15 protein-coding genes and 3 tRNA genes are annotated in these 19,392 nt (G+C 39.7%); 8 read left to right on the top strand and 10 right to left on the bottom strand.

What is annotated here, in order from left to right; all coding sequences use genetic code 11:
• Window positions 1–14: 14 nt before the first annotated feature.
• The 9 genes from AC07VK_RS07260 to AC07VK_RS07300 all read right to left on the bottom strand — a co-directional run bounded on the left by AC07VK_RS07260 (window position 15) and on the right by AC07VK_RS07300 (window position 9,616).
• The gene (locus tag AC07VK_RS07260; protein ID WP_492959364.1) at window positions 15–1,253 is read right to left on the bottom strand and encodes a glycosyltransferase; all 1,239 of its coding nucleotides are present in this window, start codon (window positions 1,251–1,253) and stop codon (window positions 15–17) included.
• Between the two features lie 97 nt (window positions 1,254–1,350).
• Window positions 1,351–2,550 carry a glycosyltransferase family 2 protein gene (locus tag AC07VK_RS07265; protein WP_492959366.1) on the bottom strand — a complete coding sequence of 400 codons (1,200 nt, stop codon included), beginning with the start codon at window positions 2,548–2,550 and terminating at the stop codon, window positions 1,351–1,353.
• Window positions 2,534–3,991: an O-antigen ligase family protein gene (locus AC07VK_RS07270; RefSeq protein ID WP_492959368.1), complete on the bottom strand. Its 1,458-nt coding sequence runs from the start codon at window positions 3,989–3,991 to the stop codon at window positions 2,534–2,536. Before AC07VK_RS07270 ends, AC07VK_RS07265 begins: the two co-directional genes overlap by 17 nt.
• A 15-nt stretch (window positions 3,992–4,006) precedes the next feature.
• Entirely contained in the window at window positions 4,007–6,154 is a 2,148-nt protein-coding gene (locus AC07VK_RS07275) for a GumC family protein (RefSeq protein ID WP_492959370.1), read from the bottom strand.
• Window positions 6,155–6,160: 6 nt separating this feature from the next.
• Complete coding sequence (locus tag AC07VK_RS07280) at window positions 6,161–6,838, bottom strand: TolC family protein (protein WP_492959373.1); 678 nt, start codon at window positions 6,836–6,838, stop codon at window positions 6,161–6,163.
• 303 nt (window positions 6,839–7,141) lie between these two features.
• A tRNA-Pro gene (locus AC07VK_RS07285) sits at window positions 7,142–7,215 on the bottom strand.
• A gap of 50 nt (window positions 7,216–7,265) precedes the next feature.
• Window positions 7,266–7,339, bottom strand: a tRNA-Pro gene (locus AC07VK_RS07290).
• Window positions 7,340–7,441: 102 nt separating this feature from the next.
• Window positions 7,442–7,528 (bottom strand) — tRNA-Ser (locus tag AC07VK_RS07295).
• An 81-nt stretch (window positions 7,529–7,609) separates the two neighbouring features.
• Window positions 7,610–9,616 carry an HD family phosphohydrolase gene (locus AC07VK_RS07300; RefSeq protein ID WP_492959853.1) on the bottom strand — a complete coding sequence of 669 codons (2,007 nt, stop codon included), beginning with the start codon at window positions 9,614–9,616 and terminating at the stop codon, window positions 7,610–7,612.
• 190 nt (window positions 9,617–9,806) lie between these two features.
• On the opposite strand from AC07VK_RS07300, the gene AC07VK_RS07305 reads away from it, so the two are divergent.
• From AC07VK_RS07305 to AC07VK_RS07340, 8 genes are all read left to right on the top strand, one after another.
• Window positions 9,807–10,664, top strand: a complete 858-nt coding sequence (locus tag AC07VK_RS07305; RefSeq protein WP_029276438.1) for an SPFH domain-containing protein — start codon at window positions 9,807–9,809, stop codon at window positions 10,662–10,664.
• A 5-nt stretch (window positions 10,665–10,669) separates the two neighbouring features.
• Window positions 10,670–11,191, top strand: a complete 522-nt coding sequence (locus AC07VK_RS07310) for a hypothetical protein (protein ID WP_492952049.1) — start codon at window positions 10,670–10,672, stop codon at window positions 11,189–11,191.
• 2 nt (window positions 11,192–11,193) lie between these two features.
• Window positions 11,194–11,361 carry a type II toxin-antitoxin system antitoxin gene (locus AC07VK_RS07315; protein ID WP_086545783.1) on the top strand — a complete coding sequence of 56 codons (168 nt, stop codon included), beginning with the start codon at window positions 11,194–11,196 and terminating at the stop codon, window positions 11,359–11,361.
• A 479-nt stretch (window positions 11,362–11,840) separates the two neighbouring features.
• Entirely contained in the window at window positions 11,841–13,016 is a 1,176-nt protein-coding gene (locus tag AC07VK_RS07320; RefSeq protein WP_492959375.1) for an acetyl-CoA C-acyltransferase, read from the top strand.
• A gap of 36 nt (window positions 13,017–13,052) precedes the next feature.
• Complete coding sequence (locus AC07VK_RS07325) at window positions 13,053–13,949, top strand: hypothetical protein (RefSeq protein ID WP_492959377.1); 897 nt, start codon at window positions 13,053–13,055, stop codon at window positions 13,947–13,949.
• A gap of 137 nt (window positions 13,950–14,086) precedes the next feature.
• Window positions 14,087–15,676, top strand: coding sequence for a peptide MFS transporter (locus AC07VK_RS07330; RefSeq protein WP_492959379.1), 1,590 nt, complete (start codon window positions 14,087–14,089; stop codon window positions 15,674–15,676).
• Window positions 15,677–15,740: 64 nt separating this feature from the next.
• On the top strand, window positions 15,741–17,222 hold the full coding sequence (locus AC07VK_RS07335) for a peptide MFS transporter (RefSeq protein WP_492952046.1): 1,482 nt from the start codon (window positions 15,741–15,743) through the stop codon (window positions 17,220–17,222).
• A 687-nt stretch (window positions 17,223–17,909) separates the two neighbouring features.
• On the top strand, window positions 17,910–18,671 hold the full coding sequence (locus tag AC07VK_RS07340; RefSeq protein ID WP_492952045.1) for a polyprenol monophosphomannose synthase: 762 nt from the start codon (window positions 17,910–17,912) through the stop codon (window positions 18,669–18,671).
• Between the two features lie 129 nt (window positions 18,672–18,800).
• On the opposite strand, the gene AC07VK_RS07345 is transcribed toward AC07VK_RS07340, so the two are convergent.
• Entirely contained in the window at window positions 18,801–19,310 is a 510-nt protein-coding gene (locus tag AC07VK_RS07345; RefSeq protein WP_492959381.1) for a YdeI/OmpD-associated family protein, read from the bottom strand.
• Window positions 19,311–19,392: the final 82 nt, after the last annotated feature.

Genomic DNA, 19,392 nt, shown 5'->3' on the forward strand with positions numbered 1-19,392 from the left:
TTTAATGAACAATATTAGGGATTCGATCTTAATACATCTGCAGCTGCTACCAAACCACCTTCTACAGCATTTATGGCTTTATAAATATCCCTGGTATTGGCCTCCCAGGTATGCATGCCGGCAAAGTTAATCCGCTCGCGCGCCAGTGCCGGGTTATCTTCAGCAAGTGCTTTTTCAGCCAACTGGAGGTATTCTTCCTTCGTCGATGCCAGGTAAACATGATCAGCAAAGATATCCATCGCTTCGGTTCTGGTAGCCAGTGTAGGTTTCCCCATGGCCAGATACTCATCAATTTTACGGGGATAATTACCGATGGTTAGCGGATTGATCACCTGGGGATTGAGGCAAACATCGAAACCCTTAATGTATGCAGCCAGCATTTCTGGCTTTTTTGGGCCCAGAAAAAACACATTGCTTAGCTTATGGAGCTCGCTTCTACTAAAATCTTCATCCTGTGGCCCTACAAGTACCACACTCCAGTCTGGCCTTTCTTTTGCCAGATAGAGCAGGATCTTTTCGTCGAGCCTCATCGATAACAATGCTCCAACATAGCCCAAAACCGGCTTTTTGATAGTGGAAAGATCGGAGGGTATTTCGAGAGCCTCGCCGTTACTGAAAAGCGCTAAATCACAGCCCTGCCCAACGTAAAAGGAATTCGGATTATATTTTCTGCAATAGCCTGCCAGATAAACCGAATTGGCTACGCAAAGGTCACTTTTTGCAATCAGCTCGGGCTCCATATAAGTACCATGCCGCATCCAGTACGGCGTAGCTACAACATTATCTCTCGAGTAATAAACACTTAAAGCAGGTTTTAAAAGCTCTTTTAGGTGAAAGCTCCGAAAAATATCGTTATCGTTAAACAGGATGAAATTTTTAAGGCCAAGCTGAGCAACCGCATCGCGGATCGATCCGGCGAACCGGGCATTGTTGATTTTATTTAACCACCTGAACAGAGCTTTGAATCTGATCCAGTTTACAGATTCTATGATAACCTGTGGATTATACACCCAAAGGTTTGCTGATACTTCTGTCAAAGCTTCTTCTTTACCAGCAATAACGCGCAATCTTTTTTTTACGCCTGCTGTATCGCGCTGCAATACACTCGTTTTTCGATCTAATGGCGCATTAACATACAATACGCGGTTGTTTTTACTAAACTCCAGCGCCAAATCCTTACAATTGCTACCAATGGGAATATCCCAGGGCTGTTGCCCCACAATGATAATGTCCCTGTTATTTAAAATAGCCATTGGATTATGTTTTTTGTTTTGGTGTTTTTGTTCCTTTAATAAACCCAAAGATGCCGGCAATTGTACCGGTAACGATCAATATTAATATCGGCATAGCTTAAGTTTTATTTTCTCGTGTATTTGTATTTTGATGAGGCGTTGCTAAGTTGGACTTTTTAAGCTTACCAATGCTAAACAGCGCGATAACCATTCCAATCATTGCCCTTGGTATTTGCCAGATGGCAAGATACAGCCTTTTATCCCTGTAAAAACGTCCCGGCACCGAAATCAGCAAGGTTAGGCAAATACTCATGAATAAAGTTAGCCATAATCCTTTTCCCGGCCCCAAAGCGTTAAAAAAAGATTGAAGGGCCATAATAAACAATAATCCCAGCAATAGTATGCGCGGCATTAACATGGTTTGCACCGTTTTATTAAAAAATTCTACATTGCCTTTAAATAATTCCTTTATGCCTGATATAGAATATGTACGCAGAAACTCAATTTGTGATGCAATCCACCGTGTTCTTTGCGTGGTAAATACACTGGCGCTGCTCACTTTCTCGTCGTAAACAAAAATATCGTTCAAATAGATAACCTTTATCCTGTCGCCGGCAATAAGGAAATCCATTTTTTTATCTTCGCCAACGGTATCACCTACATTCATTAATAGCGAGTGAAGATAGCTATAATCGAAGGCCATTCCTGAGCCGATAAGCGCAGGTGAAAGCCCAAGTACTGCCTGCCCCTTGCGGTATATTTGATTGTTCACCTCTTCGTTGCAGGCATCCAGAAAAGCAAAACTGGTATCCAGGTTTTTCGCTGTACGGTGCAACTGAATAACCTTATGCCCCTGCTGAAATGAACTATTAACCGCCTCCAGGCAATGTGGCCCCATTAAATTATCAACATCAAGCACTAGAGCAATATCAAAGCCACGATTTTTAAGCTTTTCAATTGCATATAAAAGGGCTTTACCTTTAGTGCTTTTCTCAAAAACCACTTCAATTACCTCCGCTCCCATTACTTTGAGCTGCTCAATTGTATCAGGCATTAATCCATCGGCAATTACAACAGTTTCGAACTCCCCTTTATAATCGTGTACAAGTGCAGCACGTACACTTTCGACTATCACCTCATCTGCATGATAGGTAGGAAACAGCACTGCTATCTTTTTATAGCTGGCAGCATATTTTTGTACACCCTTCAAAGGGAAAACCCCGGCAAGTGCAAAAATTATCAGGTACAGGCAATTAAATGACAGGTAAACAGCCAAAACCCACAATAGCAAGTGTATAATTTTATATATCAGTTCCATCCGATTTTAGTCGCATTTGCTGTTCATCAAACTCTGGTGCAATGAAGATGAAAGACCAGGACATAAACATAATTACAGATGAAGGCATCCCGTTCATTACCTCGTTGCCATAGCTGCAGATAAAACAGGCCACAGTACCAGCGGTAAGGGCAATCATTTTTACCCTTAGCCTCGGATCGCGGATTTTCCAGGCAATCCCGCCACACTTGCCGATAATATAACTGGTAAGGGCAAACCAGATAACCAGTCCCACTACACCGTACATTACCCACACTTTCACCCAATAACTATCGGGTGGTATACTGGCTATGGGCTTACCGGCATTGTAGGTGGTACCATTCATCCCACTCATGCCAAGACCTGCGCCAAAGGGTAAATCTTCGAGCAGGATTTTTAATTTATGCTGGTTATCCAGCCTAACGGCCAATGAAGCATCCTTCGGATTAAGTGCGCTCCTTAAGCGGTTAACCTGGAAAATATGATCGCCAATAGTGGTATACTTTAACACGCCAAAACCTGCCGCACAACATGCCACGCCTAAAATTAACACCTTGAAATTCCTGCTTAAAAAAAGAGCAGAAAATAGTCCGGCCGCCAATGCGAACAAAGCACCCCTGGTACCTGATATAGCCATACCATATAGAAAAACCAGTGCAAAGAGCGCAAAAATTATTTTTTTCACAAAACTGAAGGGCCCTGCAGCAAGCGTTAGCGCAATAACGGCCATAATTGCCTGCGAGGCGCCGAACTGACCCGCATCCGAATACATGGAAAATACCCTGAGCTTTCCATTAATAATATGCGTACCTGCATTGCCTGCATTTAACCACAATTGCTCTCCTTCCGATACGCCCAGATAAAGCTGTTTCATACCATATAGCGTAGCAACAAGAGAAAACAGCAACACCATTATAATAAACCGGTTCAGATCGGCCTTCCTGTTAAATAACAAAAATACAAATGGTGCAACCAGTAACCAGCTAAGGGCCGCAAACCTAAGCTCATTAAACCAGCCGGTAAAGCTGGCTCCGGATGGGTTTAGAAGCTGTAAAAAGCTGATAACAAACCACACCAATGAAAACAAAACATGCTCATTTTTCAGCCGGTCCCAATCGAATCTTTTTACATGAACCAGTATACTTGCCCAGGTGAGGATCAACACCCCGTCGAGGGCAAGACCAACCGGAATATTCAGAAAATATTTCACCAAAAAGCCCAGGATAAAACAGTAGCCCAGATATACCCAAACACCCGTGCGGGGATCGCGGAAAAGGCTGACTATAAAAATGCCCAGCGCTGCAATGGCCAATACAGCCAAAGGCCCTAAAATTCCAAATGAATAGGTAGAGGCTGCCACCAGAACTGAAAGACACAGGGAGACTATAAAAAATATGATCTTTTTTTTATGGTCTACAATATATGCGTTTAAATTTTTGAGCATAGGGACTACCTATTTTTATTTTATTCCGGTAATTACCCAGCCAGCAAATTTTTCATCCTCATTTAATGCGGCAAGTGTTGCTTTCTCTTTATCATGCAAGTTTGATCCGGCTACAAATACTGCAGCGTATAGTTCTATAAATGACATCCATTCGTGGTTCGCTGCACCATCACTCAGTGGATCAAGTGCTACAATGGTTAAATCGAAGCGGTCCCTTATCAAACCAAAAATTCCAGAAAGTGCTTCCCGGTCTCTTATTTCAAGTAATGATTGACCGTCGAGATCATTTTTTATAAACGAAAAAGGTTTGCTTTCAATAACATTTGCTCCCTGCAATACTCCTGTTATTGATTGATCTACAGGTACTTTAAACCGCTGTAGCGCTGGTGCCAGCTCCTGATTCCCAATCAACAATACCTTTTTATTCATTTGCACAAAGGCATACGTTAAATTTAACATTGTAAATGCCTGGGCCGAGGTTGAGCCAAAGCCTGTAATGCCCAATACTTTTTGGTTACCGCTAAAAAGCTTACTATCGAGCTCAAAACGCAGGGCCCTCAACTGATTCTTAAAAGCCACATGTTCAGTTTCGGGATGTTGCTCTCCCCATATTTTAGCCATACTATCGTTATCGGGCCTGATATAAGCTAGCTCGCCAATAACCTTTGTATTTAAAGCCGACTTTAGCTCTGCACCATTATTAACCGAACGATCTAAAACAGATATTAAAAACAGCGTGCAAAAACAGATTGCGATACAGGCAATAGCGCTCATGGCCAGGTATATCAGTTTTTTTGATGATTCAGGGAGTGTTGGTATCCCCTCTTGTATCAATTGCAGGCGCAAGCCGATATTCTTATCCAGGCTCGTTTGGTTATAACGCGCCAGTATTTCCAGATATTCCTTTGTTGCTACATCGGCTTTTTGTTCATAATTTTGCACACCCGCATCAAAAGGGACCATACCCGTAAATTTTGCATTAAGCTTGGCCAGTTCCCTATCGATATCGCTTATGCCCGCTGTCGCTCTTTCAATCTCCACCCCCAGAGAAATACGACGCTGAACAAGGCTTTGTTTGGCAATAAGCGGATCGCTTACATACTGGTCATTCGACTGGACTAATTTTGAACTGAGCAAGAGTTGTAATGAATCTACCGTTTTTTTATCTGCCGGTTTATATCCATTACGCAAATAGTGATCTTCTGCTGCCAGGATTTTATTTTTTATACTGATAATGGCTCGGTTATCCTCCATCACTTCAGCGCCCAGGTACTTATCGATGGTTCGGCTCGCCAATTTTTCATTAACGCTTTTTAATGCAGCTTGCGCGGCCTGTTTATCAATCAGGGCCTGGTTTTTCTTAATCTCATTGTCCGTAATCTGCTGATAAACGATCTGAGATTGTTTATCCAGGTTTAGCACGCCGTTACGGATCTTGTAGTCTTTCAGCTGCCTTATCCTATCGTTCATAACAGCCTCTTTTTTCTTCAGCAAAGAATCCAGCACAACAATAGCTGTATTTTTATTCCCGATTTGCTCCAGGCTGTAATTATTGATAAAATCTTTAGAGAGGGTATTTACAACAAAAACCGAAAGCAGGGTATTGTTGGAGGTAAAAGCTACTGAGATAAAATCGCTGTTCTGTTCGTGGTTTATATCCAGTTTTTTGTTGAGGCTCTTCTCATCATAACCCATCGAAGTTACGATCTGATAAAGCTTAATGTTCCCATTATCGAGGGGTGTGAGTACCTGCCGCTTGTTCAGGCGGTCTTCATAAATGGCAATAGCCTCCTGTCTTTGCGCACCGGTTAATGTCTTAATTTCTTCGCTCCATGGCTTGAATGAACCTTTTTCATCCTTCAGGTCGTGCAATATTAATCTATAAGAAAGCAGGCTGATATTTTTGGGCATCCTCATGATGTCCATGATTGTAGAAAACTGCTGGTTAAGTTTTATAATGATATCAGGCCCTGTATAGCTGGCATTATCAGGCGCCAGCTGCCTCGATGGATCAAGCAGACCTGTTGAGAGTTTGGCTTCGGATTTATAGTCTTTTGGCAGATTTCTCAGAAAGAAAAAACCTGCAATCATTGTAAAAATAAAAATCAAGATGATAATCCACCTGTATCTGTTAACTGTTTCTAAGGATTTCTTTATGTTCATTCTGTCTTATTTCACATTTTCCAAAACTTCGCCAATCAATGCTTCAAGGGATTCTTTCGCTTTTAAGAGATTTAGCTCTGCAAGCAATCTTTCGGAATTAGCGTATGAGGTTAAGGTTTTGGCTTTGGTGTAATCGTCTAAAGTTGATTCACCTTTCTCAAATTTGTAACGAAGACCGTCGCTCGCCGCTTTGTTGTCTATATAGGTCTGCGCCTTAACCCTTAAATCGGCAGCCTCGCGAAGATATTCAAAATATGTTTTTTTAACTTCGGATTTCAGCAAGATATCATACTCCTGGGCCTGATAGAACTTCTCATTATGTTCCTCTTTGGCCTGGCGCACCAGGGCTGGTGTACGGAATAAAATCCCCAAATTAAAATAGATCCCGAACTGTATTCCGTTCAGCGTATAGGGATTTGTTGTATTATACCTGGCAGCGTTGTTTGGGCTATAATTATAAGATGCGGTAAAGGCATCGAGATAGGTTGCCTTTGCAACGCCCACTTTTGCTTTCGCGCTGAGTTCGCTGGCTTTATACATTTTGCGCTTTGGGTAATTTTTCAGGGCAAGATCAACATACTTTTCCAGCAGTTGGTAGTTAATATCTCCAATAAAACTCTCCTGAGCGTGAGCGACATTTAAAAAAGCGAGAAGAAAAATAAAAATTAGGGCAATCCGAGTCATTTATTAAGGCATTAAAAGCTCCCTGTTAAAGGGAAGTATTTCTTTGGATACACATCAAATCTAATTAAATAGAATCTTCTTTTCGTAAAAACAGATATCTTTTTTTAAACTACATGCTGTTATTCTATTTTCCACGATATAAAAGCTATCCGGATAATTCATAAGTTGGATTGAGTGCTTCGCTTAAATTGACAAACTGAACAGCCGGCTAGCAAAGTTAAATCTTATCTAACAGACAGACAATGAGTTACGGAAAAATAAAAAAAGGACAAAATGAAAACGAATTCACTTTGTCCTTTTAAGTCGGGATGGCAGGATTCGAACCTACGACCTCCTGCTCCCAAAGCAGGCGCGATACCGGGCTACGCTACATCCCGAACTTGGTATCGATCTTTTAATCCTGTTTTAAAAGTGGATCAACTTTTTGTCGGGATGGCAGGATTCGAACCTACGACCTCCTGCTCCCAAAGCAGGCGCGATACCGGGCTACGCTACATCCCGAACTTGGTATCTTCTTTTTTTATTTCCCTTTTTCGAAGGGATTGCAAAGAAACGGTTTTAAATTGATAATTCCATTTTTATTTGCAAATTTTTTATTCTTTGCGGAGAGGGCGGGATTCGAACCCGCGGTACCGTTACCAGTACGACAGTTTAGCAAACTGTTCCTTTCGGCCACTCAGGCACCTCTCCTTTTATCCTCTATTTTCTGCCCTACCGGCGTTGTTTTGAGGTCTGCAAATATAGTAAAACAAGTTATCCAACAAAAAAAAATTACAAAATTTGTTGATAATCTATACGCACATGATAGATGCTCATAAGCATCGTCTTGAATATCAATTTGATAGTCTCAATATCTTTTAATGTTAAATCGCAGTCATCTAATTGATTTTGTTCCAATTTGTAGTTAATTATCCGCTCAACGATGTCATTTATGTTCTGCGCATCGGGATTTTTCAGACTTCTTGAAGCCGCTTCGACAGAATCGGCGAGCATTAATACACCAGTTTCTTTGCTAAAAGGTATTGGTCCGGGGTAGCGGAAAATGTTTTCGTCGACAAATTTTTCAGGTGTATTTTTCAAAAAAGACTGATAAAAATAATCAACCCGGGTATTTCCATGGTGTGTTCTGATAAAATCAATAATCGCTTCAGGGATCTGGTTCTTCCTTAAAATCTCAATTCCTTTATGCACATGCTGAATAATAATCTGCGCACTTTGTTCATATGGCAGTTTATCGTGCGGACTAACAGCGGTATTCTGGTTCTCGATAAAATATTGCGGATTATCTACCTTACCAATGTCGTGATATAAAGCACCTGCCCTTACCAGCACCGAATTGCCCCCTATTTTAAATATCGCGGCCTCTGCAAGGTTTGCCACCTGTAAAGAGTGCTGAAACGTTCCAGGCGCTTTAAAGGCAAGCTCCCTTAACAATTTATTATTGGTATTGGTGAGCTCAATTAAGGCTACATCTGATGTAATACCAAAAATACGTTCGAACAGATAAATTAAAGGGTAAGCTAAAAGAGACAAGAGTACACTAAAAACGAAAGGAATAAAATTCATCCATTCTATTTCGCGGAAAGATCCTTCACGAAGCAGGGCAATACCTATAAAAGAAACCAAATAAGCCAAAAGAATAAATAAAGCCGAAACCAGGAATCTTTCGCGCTTAACAAAGTTTTTTATACTAAATATGGCAACCATGCCCGCAGTAACCTGATAAAACACAAATTCGAAACTATTGGCCACAAAAAAACCAGCAATTAAAATGACCAGCATATGGAGGTAAAGTGCCAAACGGGTATCAAACAGGATCCTAATAATAATGGGCACTACACAGAACGGAATGTAGTACAAACTGGGGATTTCCATTTTAATGGCCCAGGTTAATGCCAGTAACATCCCCGTGGTAACGATCAGGATTAAGGAAAGCTGACGGTTATCGGCAAAAATATCCTTCCGGAAAAGAAAAAGGAACGACATTAGAATGGCAAGTATAAAGCCAACCAATATTACCTGCCCCAAATAAACCAATGCCCTGCTCCCTATTGTTTTGCTTTGTGCATCGTAAGTTGCTTTATAAGATTCTAGTTTCTGATAAATTTCTTCATCAATAACATCATTCTTCGCCACAATAAGCTCTCCCTTTTGTACCATCCCCTTGGTAGTAGAGATATTGTTAACCGTATTATCCTGTATGGTTTGGGTTAACCGCTCATCAAATACAATGTTCGGGGTAATATGATCAATGGCAAGGTTTGCAACCAGATCGCCCATTACCTGGTTGGGGGCTTTAAAATTAGCTTTAAAAAACTTCAGGGCCGATTCTGCGGTAAAAACATCCTGTGTATTCTTTTCCTGGGCTACATTGTTTTCAAGTAAAGAAAAATCATAGTTCTTCCCTCCCGCCTGATGTTTCACATTTAAACCAATAATCCCTTTTTCGTAAATATTTTGCAGCAATTTATAAGAAGCACTTTTATATACGTCCTTATCTTTTTCGTTAAGTTGCTTAGATTTCCATTTCACATCAAATTCGTTGGCAAACTCTTCCAAAGCATTTGCCGTAATGCTCCTATCGAATTGGTAAACAGGTAAAATATCTTTTAGTGCATTCTTTTTATCGGCACTAACCTGCGGGTTGGTTTTTAAAATGGCAAAACTGAAGGGCGAAATCAGGTCCTTGTTTTTCCATACTGCATTTTTTTCAAACTCATATCTAAACCGGGGCTGTTTGGGCAGGAATAACGTAATAATGAAAACGGTAAATATCATCATCACATATTTTAGGTTTGATGAATACTTCCGGTAAAGGATCTTGTGGGAATTTCTCTTGATTTTGGCCAAAACGATGTAATTATTGTATTGTCAAAAATAGCATTTTTATCTAATATACATTTTACAGGTTTTGTTTGCAATTACCAGATTTTATATTTTACTTTATGATATCAAATTAATATCAATTATGTATCAAGAAAAAATTATTAATCCGCCATCGGGCTACCTAACATTCGCACTGTGCATTGCATTGCTGGGCGCTTCTATCTTCTGTTTTGTTTCAGAAATTTTTCTCTGGGGAGGGATTTTGCTGGCCATAGATATATTTTTAATATTCCCGGGCTTTTTAATCATCAACCCTAATCAATCAATGGTACTCACCCTTTTCGGAAAATATATCGGAACAGTAAAAGCCGATGGATTTTTCTGGGTAAATCCCCTAACCGCTAAAAGACGTTTATCGTTAAAAGCAAACAATTTAAACGGACAGCAGTTAAAGGTTAACGACAAACTAGGCAACCCGATCGAAATTGCGGCTGTAGTGGTTTGGAAAGTAAACGAAACAGCCAAAGCCGTTTTTTCTGTTGAAAATTACATGCAATACGTAAACATACAAAGTGAAGCTGCTGTAAGGCACCTGGCTAACATTTTCCCTTATGACCATGCAGAAGGCGAAGAAACCAGCATTACTTTAAAAGATGGTGCTGATAAGGTGAGCGAACTTTTAGAAAACGAACTGAACGAACGTTTATCACGCGCGGGCATTGAAGTTTTAGAAGCCAGGATTTCTCATTTGGCTTATGCACCAGAAATTGCCAGTGCCATGTTACAGCGTCAACAGGCTACTGCAGTTATTGCAGCACGTAAATTAATAGTAGAAGGTGCTGTAGGCATGGTAGAAATGGCATTAGAGAAATTATCGCAAAAAGGAATTGTTGAGCTGGATGAAGAACGCAAAGCGGCTATGGTAAGCAATTTACTGGTTGTGCTTTGTGGCGACCGCCATGTACAGCCTGTGGTAAACACCGGAACCTTATATAATTAGGTGCAATGGAATTTGAGGAAAAACAAAGCTTAAAACTTTGGTGGCTTTATATTTTATTGGCTATTGATGCCGTTATGGTGCTGAGTATTGTGCTTTTTGATAAAGGAGGAATGAGCTTTGAGACTTTAAAAGCCAATTATTTTGCCCCATTTTGGGCAGTACTTCTTCCTTTTGCGATTATTTACCTGCTTCAAAAAAACAAAATGACTTTGCAGATCGGCACTGAAGGCATTTCTTACAAGTATTTTCCATTTCAAACCAAGCTGAAGCTATTGAGTTGGGGCAACATGGAGAAAGTTTACATCAACAAGTATAATGCTTTAGGAGATTATGGCGGATTTGGTGTTCGCAGCAGACTTTGGTTTAAATTTAATGACAAGGCCTATATCCTAAACGATAAAGATAAAGGTTTACAGATTGAATTTAAAAATGGCAAAAAGCTCCTTTTCAGCTCAAATAAGATAGAAGAACTGCAAATGTTCCTTATTAATTTAAAAACGAGGTATAATATACAAGCAATACAATAAGAATGGCGGAGAAAGATAAAAAAGCTTTTGTATTAAGAATTAGTCCTGCTTTATTAAAAGAAGTAGAAACCTGGGCTGCCGATGAGTTTAGAAGTACGAACGGGCAGATCGAGTTTTTACTTACACAGGCTATAAAATCGAGAAAAAAGGGAAAAGCGAAAGAGGAGTAGGAACGGGATTTCTGAACTTTCAAAGCCCAGCGCATAGCCAACTGCAAATTGTGAATTGCAAACTGAAAATAATATGGGCATTACCCAAGCTACGCAAGGGTCGGGCTGGGGGCTGCGCTTTGCTCCGGTACCGATAGAATCGGTACTGAACCCTTACAATCCCTAACGCAAAACCCACCGAAGTAATCAATAAACAAAATTTCCTGCACCTAACAACCAGCCCCAAGCACTACTAGCCTAGACAATTTAAACCTGATGGCAGCGACAGCCCCGAAGTATGAGGGCTACAGCGAACAGCAGGACTGAACTCCCCGAAGTATCACTGCAGCACCTTTCCAAAAATCTATTAAAAACTTATTATTTTCAAATAGGCTAAAATCATTTTCTATACGTTATTTTTAAACCTCGCAGGTTTTGGAAACCTGCGAGGTTTAACTAACTTAGCGGCCTAACCAAAAAATTCATAAAATTTAGTTTACATGAAAGAAGTTGTAATTGTATCAGCTGTGCGAACGCCTATTGGCAGTTTTGGAGGCTCATTAGCTCAATTTTCTGCTACTCAACTTGGTGGCATTGCCATTAAGGCTGCTATTGAAAAAGCTGGTTTAAAACCAGAACAGATCCAGGAAGTATACATGGGTAATGTTTTATCTGCAAACCTGGGGCAAGCACCAGCTACGCAAGCCGCAAAATTTGCCGGTTTACCAGATTTACCTGCCACTACAATAAATAAAGTATGTGCTTCGGGCACAAAAGCAATTATGCTTGCCGCACAGAGTATTGCAAATGGCGATAATGAAATTATTGTAGCCGGTGGCATGGAAAGCATGAGCAATGTTCCCTATTACCTGGATAAGGCAAGAAACGGTTACCGCTTAGGCCATGGACAAATTACAGATGGCCTGGTAAAAGACGGGCTATGGGATGTTTATAACGACTATCATATGGGGTCTGCCGCCGAGCTTTGCGCTACAGCATGTAACATCAGCCGCGAAGCGCAGGATGATTTTGCAATAGAATCGTACAAAAGAGCACAGGCAGCACAAACTTCGGGCAAATTTGCCGGCGAAATTGTAGCTGTAGAAGTGAAAGACCGTAAGGGCGAAATTACCTTGGTTGATACCGATGATGAACCAACGGCGGTTAAATTTGATAAAATACCTTCATTAAAACCTGTTTTCAAAAAAGATGGGACAGTAACTGCAGCAAATGCATCTACCTTAAATGATGGCGCAGCAGCATTGGTTTTAATGAGTGCTGATAAGGCAAAAGAACTGGGTTTAACACCTTTGGCCAAAATATTAGGCTATGCTGATGCGCAACAGGCACCGGAATGGTTTACCACTGCACCTTCAAAAGCAATTCCACTGGCTTTACACAAGGCCAATATCGACATTAAGCATGTTGATTTTTTCGAAATTAACGAAGCTTTTTCTGTCGTTTCCATTGCGAATAACCAACTTTTAGAACTAAATACCGACCGGGTTAACGTTAATGGTGGTGCCGTTTCATTAGGTCACCCCCTTGGTGCATCGGGCGCAAGGATTGTAGTTACCCTACTCTCCGTATTGGCACAAAACGACGGAAAAATCGGTGTTGCCGGAATCTGTAACGGAGGTGGTGGCGCAAGTGCCCTTGTTATCGAGAAATTATAATTTTTGGTTTTGAAGGATCTTTGTGCATTTAATTATATGAAACTTATCAGATTTTATATCCTTTTAATCTTTGGAACGCTAAGCTTTAGCCTAAAAGCGCAACAGGCGCCAAACCAATTAAATGTTTTTCAGGATACACTGATAAAAATATCAGCGAGAGTTATTGCTGCTCAAAGCGATGCACAAAAATTAGAAATAAACGGAAATTTTGTAAAAACTTTGGTAGAGGCTTTAAAAGCCCCCAACTCTTTTTCTTATTCATTCGATTCGCTTAAAAATGTATCGGTAATTAAATCATCCGATCAGGCTTTTAGGATTTTAAGTTGGTATGTACTACTCGAAAATGGTACATACCGCTATTATGGCGCCATCCAAATGAATACCAAAAGTGGTCCATTGAAACTCTATCCCTTAATCGATCAGACCGAAAATTTAGCCGACCCTAATAGCATTACCAATAATCAGAAGTGGTTTGGAGCCAGGTATTATGAAATTGTTTCGGTAACCAGTGGAAACCGCCTTCCCTATTATGTACTTTTAGGCTGGAAAGGCAATACACCATTTACCACAAAAAAGGTAATCGACATCCTTTCTTTCGATAAAGATAACCTCGCTTTTGGTGCTCCCGTTTTCGATGGAAAAGAGCTGAAAGGCAAAAACAGGATCATATTCGAGTATGCCAAATCGAATGCCATGACTTTAAAAACCGATCTGAAAGCAGGAATGATTGTTTTCGACCACCTTGCCTCATTTGATCCTGAAATAAAAGACAAATTTGAATATTACGGATCAGATGGTACTTTTGATGGCTTTAAAATCATTGGCGGAAGGCTGAAACTGCAAGAAGATTTAACGCTTAACAACGATCCAAATTCGAGCGACGAGCTCTATGCCGACCCCAAGAAAAATGTGAAACCCATCAGAAAGTTTTAAATCCTAACAAATCATTTACCTAACACATCATTTAAAAATTTGTGAGTTTGGCATTCGCTGACTATATTGCGCCCTGCTTAACTGGCTTAAACAACACACAAATTCTGAATTCATAAACTAAAACCAACAAATGTTTTATGCAAACATCTAATGAAACCATTAGTATTGACCATAGCAAGGAACTAGATCTCCACTTAGACAGTAACAATGTATCCAAAGAAAAATTATTTAGCCACCCGGTAGGCCTCTTTGTGCTATTTTTCACAGAAATGTGGGAAAGATTTAGTTACTATGGAATGAGATCATTACTTGTTTTATTCTTAGTAAGCGAAATAGGTAAAGGCGGTTGGCAATGGACAAGACCAGAGGCTTTACAACTCTATGCCTGGTACACAGGTTTAGTATATTTAACGCCAATAATTGGCGGTTTAATTGCAGATCGATTGACCGGATACAGAAAGGCCGTTATTATAGGCGCTTTAATTATGACCATTGGCCATATATCAATGGCCTTAGAAGGAGCAAATACCAATTTCTTCTATCTGGGCTTATTTTTATTAATTACTGGAAACGGACTATTTAAACCAAATATTTCTTCTATCGTAGGAAAACTTTATCCATCTACAAGTGATAAAAAAGATGCTGCTTACACTATTTTTTACATGGGCATTAACTCTGGAGCCTTTTTAGGTATGTTAATGTGCGGTTATATCGGTGAAAAAGTAGGCTGGCATTGGGGTTTTGGATTAGCGGGGGTATTTATGTTTTTTGGAATGCTTCAGTTTTACTTCGGTCAAAAAATATTTGGTGTTTTAGGTGCTGCTGTAAATAAAACAGAAAAAGTAATTGATCCAACTGATGAAATTTTACCAAAAAAAGTAAGCAACCAACGTTTAGCTGTAGTGGCTGTATTTTCAATATTCACCATTTTCTTTTGGATGGTATTTGAGCAGGCAGGCGGCTCAATGACTATTTTTGCTAAAGATTATACACTTAGAAATTTAACAGGAAATGCCAGTACAATTTTTAAATGGGTTGATGCAATACTTACTATTTTCCCACTCATTGCGGTAACTGTTGTTTTATTAAGCCTGGCGGCAAAAATCGCAAAAAAATATCCTGCTACAATAATTTTCACTGCAATAAGCTTTATTATTATCTGGGGATTAGCCATTTGGAAGGTAGAAAAAGAATTTACTGCTTTAAATACAGAAGTCCCCGCTTCATGGTTTGGGATTCTAAATTCATTCTTTATTGTTTCCCTTGCACCGTTTGTGTCTAAAATATGGGAAACTAAATTTAACCCAAGTGGGCCCGTAAAATTTGGACTGGGGTTAATTTTTGTGGGTATAGGTTTTGCAGGATTGGCTTATGGAGGTATGGATATTGCAAAAGGTGCTACATCTGCACAGGTAAGTATGTTTTGGTTAATTTTCGCTTACTTCTTCCATACCGTTGGCGAATTATGTGTTTCACCTGTTGGATTATCTTACGTTAGTAAATTAGCTCCTGCCAAAGTGGTCGGTTTAATGTTCGGTGTATGGTTTACCTGTACAGCGATTGGTAACTGGTTAGCAGGTACTACCGGTGGTCTAATTGACAAAATAAGTTCAGAATACTCCATTTCGATTTTCTTCTTAATATTTACCATTATTCCTATTGTTGCAGGCTTAATTATGTTTGCTATAAGTCCGATATTGCGTAAATGGATGCACGGCGTTCACTAATCAAAAAAATACTTTTAACAAGAAGCCCGATCTCCATCGGGCTTTTAATTTTTAAACCTATTTAATGGAAAAAACAGTTTCAATAGAAGATATTCAAAATTTTGAGGGAAAATACCCGAAACAGCTCTGGCATTTATCGTTGGTAGAAATGTGGGAGCGTTTCTGTTTTTACGGAATGCGCGGGGTATTGGCTTTCTTTATGGTTGAGCAACTGGGTTTAAGCGACCAAAAATCGAACTTACAGTATGGTGCTATACAAGCCTTTGTTTATGCCTTTACTTTTATAGGTGGCATTTTTGCCGATAAGATTTTAGGCTTCAGAAAATCTCTTTTTTGGGGCGGATCATTGATGATTATCGGGAATTTAATCCTAGCCTTCTCTCCTCATGATCTGTTTTATGTTGGAATTACCCTATCCATTATTGGAACAGGTTTCTTCAAGCCCAATGTTTCATCAATGGTTGGCGAATTATACCACGAGAAAGACAACCGCAGAGATGCGGGCTATGGGCTTTTTTACGCCGGTATTAATGTTGGTGGATTATTGGGTGGTGCCATGTGTATTTATCTCGGCAAATATTATAACTGGCATTTATGTTTCTTGTCTGCTGCACTGGTAATGATGTTCGGTTTGGGCACATTTATTTTCACAAAAAAACACTTAGGTCCGATCGGGAATTCGCCTTTACTGCATCTTAAAAAATCAAAACAGCAGCTATGGGAAATAGCCGTTTACGCAGGGTCGATACTTTGTATTCCACTGATTTATATCATGGTAAAAAACACGGCCTTTACCGATTATTTCATGTACACCATAGGCATTATTGCCCTGGTTTATTTCCTGTACGAAACGTTTAAAATAAAAGATAAAAAAGCACAATATAAACTACTTGCTGCTTTCGTTTTTATCTTCTGTTATTTCATTTTCATGGCCATATCTGAGCAGAGCGGTGGTTCGCTATCATTATTTGCGAAGGACAATCTTGATCATAAAATCCTCTTTTTCAATATCGATCCGAATGTAGTAAACAATAGCGTTAACTCGTTCTTTGTTATTGTTTTTAGTCCGATTGTTGGCATTTTGTGGTTAGGCTTATACAAACGCAAAATTGAACCGAATACTGTGGTAAAATTCGGAATCGGCTTCCTTTTACTGGCTTTGAGTTTTTATGTTTTTTACGCCACCAGGTTCTTCGCCAATGCGCAGGGCATTAGCTCGTTAAATGTATTTACGTTAGCCTATTTATTATTAACCCTTGGCGAACTTTGTTTGGGCCCGATAGGTATGTCGATCATTACTAAACTTTCGCCAAAGAAAATGTTTGGGATGATGATGGGGCTTTGGTTTTTATCAAGTGCTTTCGGGCAGTTGGCTGCCGGAAAATTAGGTGCAGAAATGTCGAGCATTGATAATGCGTCGTTGCCAACTAAATTAATGGCCTACACCGAAGGTTATAAAGCATTGGCATTATATTCTTTAATTGCGGGTTTGGCGCTGATTATTTTCTCACAACTGGTTAAAAAGTTAATGCAGGAAGTAAGGTAAGCGTTAAATAAAAAGATATCATCGTAAGTATTGTCCAAGGACAATCATTTACCAGGGTCTTCGACTACGCTACCATTAACAGCTTCCAGTAGAGCGGTCGTCATTGCGAGAAGGAACGACGAAGCAATCTTTCCTACTAGCCATCCTTGCTAGAAAGATTGCTTCGTCGGCTGAAAAAGCCTTCTCGCAATGACGATACTTTGAGGCGATTTATCTCCATTAATATTTCCTGTCATTTATATTAATTTTTATAAAATAAATTACTCCTCAGACTGATATTGAAGAAGAAATGGGCATATTCAATAAGATTTGAAAATGAAAGGATAGTAGTTCTTGGGGCCTGCCGTCCCGCTCTTTGTTCCAAGTCCTCGCCCTCATGCTTCGGGCCTGCGGGCTTTACACGCCGATCGGGTTTAGGAACAATGGTTTTTGTACCTTGAAAGTTATCTGCGCTTATCTGCGAAATCAGCGGGAAATATTGGGGTAAAGTCTTCGACTACGCTCAGACTGACCATGCTTTAAAATAATAAAAACCTATTAATAAAATAAATTCAGGAAGACGAATCGTGGGTTATTAATGAAAATTCATAAAGGTTTCACATTAAATATTTACTTTCGCAGTTTAAAAGCAATTGTATCGTTTAAATATAAATACTAGAAGCTTACATTATAAAAACCACAACAAACGTGTCAGATAGTTTAGTCATCATTCCCACCTACAACGAGAAGGAAAATATCGAAAAGATCATTAGAAAGGTTTTTTCTTTAACACAGCCTTTTCATGTTTTAATTATTGATGATGGTTCGCCTGATGGAACTGCTGAAATTGTAAAATCGTTACAAGACGAATACGAAGGACACTTATTTATTGAGGAGCGTGCTGGTAAACAAGGATTGGGTACAGCATACATCTATGGCTTTAATTGGGCACTACAACATGATTATGCTTACATTTTTGAAATGGATGCCGATTTCTCGCACAACCCCGATGATCTATCCCGCTTACGCGAAGCCTGTGTAAATGGTGCTGATGTAGCCATTGGCTCCAGGTATGTTAAAGGTGTAAATGTAGTAAACTGGCCAATGGGCAGGGTTTTAATGTCGTATTTTGCTTCAATGTATGTGCGTATGATTACCCGGATCAATATTCAGGATGCTACTGCCGGCTTTAAATGTTACCGCAAAATTGTGTTGGAAACCATTCCACTAAATAAAATTAAGTTTGTTGGCTACGCGTTTCAGATCGAAATGAAATTCACCGCCATTAAATTTGGCTTTAAAGTGGTCGAAGTTCCAATCATCTTTACCGACCGTACCGAAGGAACATCAAAAATGAGCACCCGTATCTTTAGGGAGGCTTTTTTAGGTGTAATCCAGATGAAGATTTGGAGTTGGTTTAGGAGTTATAGTCGGAAGTCCGAAGTCGGAAGTCCGAAGTCGGGAGTCTAGAGTCTTTAGTCCATTGTTATAGTTTGATCCTATATATTTCTGATTAACAAATCTTATCAGCTTATAGACCGGGCTATTTTGTATTAACCAATCTCCCCGACTCATGACTGAGGACTGAAGACTACAGACTTAAGCCTTACCTTGCGATTCCCTGATCATTGCGCCAAAATCCTGTCCCTTATCCATCGCTTTAACAGTCATAACGATTCTTTTGATACGTGTAGGTTCGGTTTTAGCCTGATTGATCCAGTTGATGTAATAGTTTTGGTGCGATTTAGGCTGTTTTAAAAAATTTCGGATTAAATGTTCTTCTTCTGATAAGCAGATTTCGAGGTCTTCGGGCATTTCGATTTTAAAATCTTTATCTTCTTCTAAATAGAGTTCGATACCTGCTCCGGCTTCCTTTCTTAATTTTTTACGGACCTCGCCTTTCAAAGCAATAATAAAATCGCCCTCTCCCATCGGAATGGTTGCCATACCGCTAATCTCCAACTGATCTATCTTTCCTTTTACCCTGAAACTCTTTTTACAATCTGGCTTAATTTCATTAGCTAAAGCTGCCGGAATAAACACATAACTCCAGCCGGTTTTTTCGCCCATGGTTTCGAAACGCTCTATTTCTGCTTTAAAGTGGATCATGGTTTAAATATAAAAATTATGTTTAATACAAGTAAACGATTAAATCGTTAGGCTATTTGTGCACGTTAGAAACGAGCGCAAT

Source organism: Pedobacter sp. GW821-FHT01D05 (assembly GCF_059422505.1).